This is a genomic window from Marinimicrobium sp. UBA4509 (assembly GCF_002388575.1).
GTDB classification, from domain to species: Bacteria; Pseudomonadota; Gammaproteobacteria; order Pseudomonadales; family Cellvibrionaceae; genus Marinimicrobium; species Marinimicrobium koreense.
The window spans coordinates 17,912-24,357 of record NZ_DGMV01000043.1; the positions used below are offsets into that span (position 1 = coordinate 17,912).

Here is a 6,446-nt window from a genome sequence, read left to right on the forward strand (position 1 = left end):
AGCTCAAAGGCTGGCAGGCGAACGAGTGGACGCGACAGATCGTATATATGCAGGTGTGGCGTAACGCCAATCGTGAGCGGGAGAGCCGGGATCACTTCTATGTGCCGTACCCGGATCATCCGGCGGCGGAGGATTTCATCGAGTTCCACCAACATCCGGCGACCCTGTTTGAGGCCGACCTGCCACCCCTGTACGAGTAGCGCTGATGCGCCGGGACGCAGGGAAGAGGGTGTCCGCTGGGCTGCCGTCTGTCGGCTGATTGACCGGCCCTGAGGGGATTTTCCGCGGCGCTTGCCGCCGCAGGGGACCGGCATCAGGAGCGCCGAGATGGGCGCTCGTAGGGGCGAAACTCCCGTCACTGCACAGCCCTCGGCGGACACCTGAGCCAAGTATAGCAACGGGCAGTCGCTATAACAGTGATTGCCATAGTCTATTGTGGAGCAAAAAAGCGCCGACATATGGTCGCATCGTTCTATGGCTGCTATCCTCAAGGCAAGCCTGTTGACGTGATAACGACCCTTTATGACCCCAGTACGGATAGCTCTGATCTACCTCGCGCTCGCCTCCTTGTGGATATTGCTATCCGACCGGGTGCTGTACTGGTTGGTCGCCGCAGACTCCACCAGCTTCCTGTTCTGGCAGACCACCAAAGGTTGGTTATTCGTCATCGCCTCCAGCGTCATCATCTACTTGTTGGCCTATCGGCTGAACTGGGCGCTCTCCCGGCAGCTCGATCTGAAACGCCGGCACCTGTCTCTCGTGCGCCGCAAAGCCTACACCGACTACCTGACGGGGTTGCCGAACCGTCGCTTCGGCCTGCGGGTCATGCGAAGGCTGCTGGGGCAGGCCGAACGCAGCGGCAAAGGTTTCTGTGTCATCCTGCTGGACCTGGATGACTTCAAACAGGTCAATGACAGTCTGGGCCACAGGGCGGGGGATCAACTGATCGTCGCGCTTGCGGAGCGACTCAAGGCCCAGCTCGGGCCCGGGGAGCATCTGGTACGCCAGGGTGGGGATGAGTTTCTGATGATGTGCGCCGGTACCGAAAGCCGCCATCGGGTGGCGGCCCGTACCGGTGCGCTGCTCGAAGCATTGACCGAACCGGTTACCGTCGACGGTATGGAACTGACCGTCACCGCCAGTGCCGGGGTGGCCTGTTATCCGGAGGACGGTCAACAGCTGTTGGGCCTGATGCGCAGCGTCGATCTGGCGTTGCATCACAGCAAAAAATACAAACACTGCTTCAACTTTTATCAGCCGGAAATGGCCACCAGCCTGCAGCATCGTTTTGATCTTCAGCAGAAATTACGCGAGGCGCTGGAAGAGGATGGGTTGGAAGTTTTCTTTCAGCCGGTGTACGAGCCGGTTGAAGGGCGCTGCACCGGCTCCGAGGCTCTGGTGCGCTGGCGCACGGCGGAAGGGTTTATTTCACCGGCGGACTTTATTCCGGTCGCGGAGCAGAGCGGGCAGATTCGCAAACTGGGCATGATGGTGCTCAGAAAAGCCTTTTTCCGTACGGTTGAACTGATCAGGGAGAGTGGTCAGCCGTTGACCATCTCGGTGAACGTTTCTCCCAAGCAGTTTGTGCACGGGTACATCGTCAGTGATCTGCAGCAGGCGTTGCACGAATCCGGTATCGACCCGCAGTGCGTGATTCTGGAAATTACCGAAGGCGTACTACTGAATAACGTGATCGAAGCGGCGGAAGTTCTCAATCAATTGACCGACCTGGGGGTCGCCATCTCCATGGATGACTTCGGTCAGGGCTACTCGTCACTCAGTTACCTGCGCCAACACCCCTTCAGTTATCTGAAAATTGATCGCAGTTTTGTGCAGGGCATGGATCAATCCCGGCAGGATCGTGCACTGGTAGAGGCGAGCGTGGCCATGGCTCAGGCACTCAATCTGAAAGTCGTGGCCGAAGGCGTGGAAACGCAAACCCAGAGTCTGGCGTTGGAAGGCCTGGGTGTGGACTACCTGCAAGGCTTTTGGCTGGCCCGCCCCATGCCGGGGGATGAATACCGGACTCTGGTTCTGCAGCAAACGGTCAACGCTTGATGCGCAGACTCTGGTGGATATGGGTCTTGTGTTTGGGCATTGCGGGCACGGCGGCCACCTGTTGGTTTATTGACGTTTCCCCTGAAACGATAACGGCCAGAGCGACGGAATCGACGCCTGAAAATGCACCGGCAATTGCTACGGACTATGAGCTCCGTTACCGCCGTTGCGACTTCCAGAGCCACTGGCGCAAAGACGTCCGCTGCGCCGACCTGTTGACGCCCGGCTATGCGACCGACTCGGGTGAGCAGCGTTTTCACCTGCCGGTGGTCATCCTCCGTTCCAGTTCGTCCGAGCGACGGGACGACCCGGTGATCTACTTGCCCGGCGGCCCCGGTGGTTCGGCCGGGCTCGATAAACACAGCATCGAATTCTGGCAGTCCTGGCAGGAATACAGCAATCTGCACCGTGACCTGATTCTGATGGATCGGCGCGGCGTGGGGAAAAGCGAGCCCGCGCTGACCTGCCCGGAGTATGACATCTACAGTGAGCAGGCCGTTGCTCAGCATATTGATCCGCAGCGGGAAGCGCGGGAAGCCGCCGAGTTGCTGCAAGCCTGTTTTGCGGACTTGGAGGCTGCGGGGCACTTTCGTCAGGATCAGTTTGGTACCCGGCAAAGCGCCGCCGATCTGGCCGCACTGATGCGCCTCTTGCCCTACGAACAGTTCAATCTGATCGGCGTGTCCTACGGTACGCGCCTCGCTCTGGCGACGGTAGCGTTGAACCATGAAGGGCCGCCGCCGGTGCGAACATTGGTACTGGATGCGCTTTACCCACCGGACCAAGGCGGACTGATCAGTTGGCCCGGTGTGGTAACCGAAAGCATCGAGCGTTTCATTCGCTGGTGCCAAGGGCGCCAAGGCTGCGCCGAGTCGGTGCCGGACCTGAACGCCTTGCTGATGCAGGCCCTAAAAACGTTGGAAAATCAGCCACTGGAATTGTCCGTGGACAGTTGGTACCGAACGGAATCCATCGAAGTGGTACTGGACGATCACCGAATGATGACCACGGTATTCAGCGCCCTGTATGACCATGGGGATTGGCCGATGATTGTCGAGGCGCTGCAGGGTGTTGTGAGCGAAGAGCCCGAACGAGTGACCCCGCTGGTGGAATCCTTCATCAACCAGGCGTTGGAGGGCGGCCTCTCAAGGCTGACGTTCATGGCGGTGAACTGCTTCGACCATACGCTGGGCACCGAGGCCGCCTACAGTGCGGAACTGGCCCGCTACCCACGCTACGCCGCCTATATGGATCGTTGGGACAATTACATCTGTCGCTGGTTGGGCTCCGCCGATGAACCTCTGCCACCCCTCGAACCGCCCGCCACACCCACGCTGATATTGGCCGGCGAACTGGACCCCGTCACACCGGCGCAGTGGTCTCGAGACGTGTCCCGTCGCTGGCCAGAGGCTCAGCTCTATATCGCCGAAGATGTCGGCCACTCGGTGATATGGTCGGACACCTGTGTAGAGTCAGCACTGGGCCGTTTTCTGGATCACCCGGAGCAGGAGTGGACGCCGGAGTGCGTGGCTGAGGTTGAATAGCGGTAAGAAGGTGTCGGGGCGGTTAATAGGCATAAAAAACCACCCAAGTTGGGTGGTTTCTGGTCTAGCGCTTGGCTAGTAATTTGGCTCCGCCTGCTGGGCTCGAACTAGGTGGATTCCACTGGAATTCACCAATGATTAACGGCGCGGCTGCGCTAATCATTGGTCCATAAAAAAACCACCCGAGGTGGGTGGTTTCTTCGTATTTGGCTCCGCCTGCTGGGCTCGAACCAGCGACCCAATGATTAACAGTCATTTGCTCTACCAACTGAGCTAAGGCGGAGTGGCGCCTTCCTGTCTGGAAGTGGTGCGTATCCTATAGTCCGGATTTGGATCGGTCAACCCTTTTTTCAGAAAAAAGTGCCCCTTTTGGGGTGGCCTGGTGACGGTTTGTGCAATTTGGGTGTTCTCTGTGCACTTTGGGTAATAACTGGTGCTTTTTCAACGGGTTAGATTGAGTGGGCTGGTGCCTGGCGTCGGGTCTTCTGCTGGTAATCCAGGCCGCTTTCCCTATACTGGCGGCTATGACTGAACAGACACAAAGGCTGCCCGACGAGGGGAAGCGCAACCCGCTGATCGGCCCCGTTCGGGAGCTACTGCAGGCCGCCCAGGGGGTGGCCCAGACCGAGTTTACCCTGATCAAAGGCCTCAAGACCCGGGGGCTGGTGGATCGGGACTACAGTTTTCATCCGCTGACCCTGTTCCGGGTGCACTTTCAGGTGTTCAACGCCCTGCATCGGCTCCAGGAGGAGTTTGCCTGCCAGGGGCAGGCGCTGGTGATCTCGCCCCTGGCGATCTATCTGCGGCCGCTGGCGGACGGGGAGAGTGCCCGGGCGGTATCCGAGGCGGAGGCGGGGCCCTTACGCGAGTTCTACCTGGATTGGTCGTATTACGACAACGCGACCGAAGAGACGGTGGTAGAACTGCTGGCGGGTTTCTGGAAGCGTCTGGGGCAGGGGGCGGCTCCCTCCGACCAGGAGCGGGCCGATGCCCTGGCAACGCTGGAGCTGACCGACCCGGTTACCCGGGAGGAAATCAAGCAGCGCTACCGTCGTCTGGCGATGGACCACCATCCGGATCGGGGCGGCTCCGAGCGGCGCCTGCAGCAGATCAACGCTGCCATGGCGGTACTAGGGCGGGGTCGCTAGCCGGTGGCGCTGTTCTGGTTGCGCCAACAGGGTGAGGATCGCTACGAGGTCCGCCGGGCGGGCAACAGTCTGCGCCTGTACACCAACGGCGTATTCCACAGTCAGTACAATCCCGCCGAGCCGGTAACCGGCAGCGTCTGGGACCTGTTGTTGCTGCCCGCTTTTGCACTCCGGTCTGGGCGTCCGTCGCGGGTGTTGCTGCTGGGCGTTGGCGGTGGCGCTGTGGTGTGCCAGCTCAACCGGTTTCTGAGCCCGGACCTGATTGTCGGGATTGAGTTGAACCCGGTCCATTTGCAGGTGGCGCGAGAGGTGTTCGGTGCCTCGGCAGCCAATGTCTGCCTGCTTGAGGCGGACGCGCGGGAGTGGTTGGCACAGTATCGGGGGCCGGGGTTTGATCTGGTGATTGACGACCTGTTCGGCCATGTGGACGGCGAGGCGGAGCGCGCCATCGCGGCTGATACAAACTGGTGCAGCGCGCTCTGGTCGGTGGTGGTGCCGGGCGGTGCTCTGGTGATGAATTTCGAAAGTGAGGCGCAGTTGCGTGCGTCGGCGCTCTGCAAAGATCCCGTGATTCGCCGACATTGGGCCGAGGCGCAGCGCTTCAGCACGCCGCACTACGCCAACGCGATTGGCGCCTTCTTTCGGCAGGTGCCGGAGTGGGAAATGTTTGAAACCCGTTTGCAGGTGCATCCCGAACTGGACAAGCGGCGGGCGCAATGCCGGCTGCGGTATCGCCGCAAGGCCTTTGGGGTTTGATCGGGGTTAGCTGCGGAGCTCAATCACTTTGAAACCGTCCCGGTCAGCCAGTACCTCGGCGTGCGTAAAGAGGCCGCGGGCTTTCTGTTCCAGGGGAATAAACCGGTTCACCACAAACCAGGCTCGACCATTGGGCGTCAGGTGGGTGTGGGCACTGCGTAAAAACCGGTCAGTCAAATCCCCGCTGACACCGAACCCCTGATGAAAGGGCGGGTTGCACAGCACGGCATCAAAGGTGTCGGTAATGCGCTCGCCACAGTCGGCGCCGATCACTTCGGCGGGAATGCCATTGTGTTCGGCATTGTAGGCCGCCATGGCCAGGGCGGCAGCATTATTGTCGGTCAACACTCTCCGCTTTAGTGGCAGGCGCTGAGTCATAAGCCCCAGATAGCCGTAGCCGCAGCCGAGGTCCAGCAGGGTTTCAGCGCCGGAAGTCTGCAGACGGGGCGCCGCCTGTTCCCACAACATGGCACTGCCCCGGTCCCGTTTCTGCCAGCCGAACAGCCCCGGTTTGCTGAAAAACTGAACGTCATCGTCGGTGAAAATGGGGCGGGGAATGGTGTAGTCGCTGTCATCCAGTGGCGTTGCCAGGCGGTCGGACCGGACCAGGCGCGCGACGTAGAGTTGCCCCATTTTTTTGGCCTTCTCGCGCTGGCCCAGATACGCGGAGGCTTTGTCGATATAGGTTTTGGTGCCGTCGGTTTTGTGCCCGCACAGGACCAGCTCACCACCGGGCTTCAGGCAGCGGCCGGCTTCGTTGATGATGTGGTGCACGACCGGTTTTTCTTTCGAGACGCGATAGAACACTCGATCCAGTGAACCGTCGGCCCGAAGCGAGAAATCAAAATCACTGAAGTGGGTATTCAGGCCGGCGTGGCGGGTGAGTTCGAACTGATCCCAACGGTTGGTGATCACGCTGAGGGATGAAGCGTTTGGCGGG

At 60.2% G+C, this 6,446-nt stretch carries 5 protein-coding genes, 1 tRNA gene and 1 pseudogene; 5 read left to right on the plus strand and 2 right to left on the minus strand.

The window, feature by feature from the left end; translation table 11 throughout:
* The 3 genes and pseudogenes from B3520_RS06545 to B3520_RS06555 form a co-directional block, all read left to right on the plus strand.
* Nucleotides 1-200: pseudogene (locus B3520_RS06545) on the plus strand (glycosyl transferase family 1); the annotation flags it as partial.
* Between the two features lie 322 nt (nucleotides 201-522).
* Nucleotides 523-2,058, plus strand: coding sequence for a putative bifunctional diguanylate cyclase/phosphodiesterase (locus tag B3520_RS06550; protein WP_286806862.1), 1,536 nt, complete (start codon nucleotides 523-525; stop codon nucleotides 2,056-2,058).
* Between the two features lie 26 nt (nucleotides 2,059-2,084).
* On the plus strand, nucleotides 2,085-3,602 hold the full coding sequence (locus B3520_RS06555; RefSeq protein ID WP_286875723.1) for an alpha/beta fold hydrolase: 1,518 nt from the start codon (nucleotides 2,085-2,087) through the stop codon (nucleotides 3,600-3,602).
* A gap of 207 nt (nucleotides 3,603-3,809) precedes the next feature.
* On the opposite strand, the gene B3520_RS06560 is transcribed toward B3520_RS06555, so the two are convergent.
* Nucleotides 3,810-3,885 (minus strand) — tRNA-Asn (locus B3520_RS06560).
* 241 nt (nucleotides 3,886-4,126) lie between these two features.
* Here B3520_RS06560 and B3520_RS06565 point away from each other — a divergent pair.
* Both B3520_RS06565 and B3520_RS06570 read left to right on the plus strand, forming a co-directional pair.
* A complete protein-coding gene (locus tag B3520_RS06565; protein ID WP_286806859.1) occupies nucleotides 4,127-4,750 on the plus strand; it encodes a DNA-J related domain-containing protein in 624 nt (207 codons plus the stop codon).
* Between the two features lie 3 nt (nucleotides 4,751-4,753).
* Nucleotides 4,754-5,506, plus strand: a complete 753-nt coding sequence (locus tag B3520_RS06570; protein WP_286806858.1) for a methyltransferase domain-containing protein — start codon at nucleotides 4,754-4,756, stop codon at nucleotides 5,504-5,506.
* A gap of 6 nt (nucleotides 5,507-5,512) precedes the next feature.
* Here the strand turns inward: B3520_RS06570 and B3520_RS06575 are convergent.
* Nucleotides 5,513-6,446: class I SAM-dependent methyltransferase (locus B3520_RS06575; RefSeq protein ID WP_286875725.1), on the minus strand; the 934-nt coding region annotated here is incomplete at its 5' end.

Excerpts from the sequence above, each read along its gene's own strand:
- B3520_RS06550 (WP_286806862.1), top strand. The coding sequence starts at position 523 with ATGACCCCAGTACGGATAGCTCTGATCTACCTCGCGCTCGCCTCCTTG.
- B3520_RS06565 (WP_286806859.1), top strand. The coding sequence starts at position 4,127 with ATGACTGAACAGACACAAAGGCTGCCCGACGAGGGGAAGCGCAACCCG.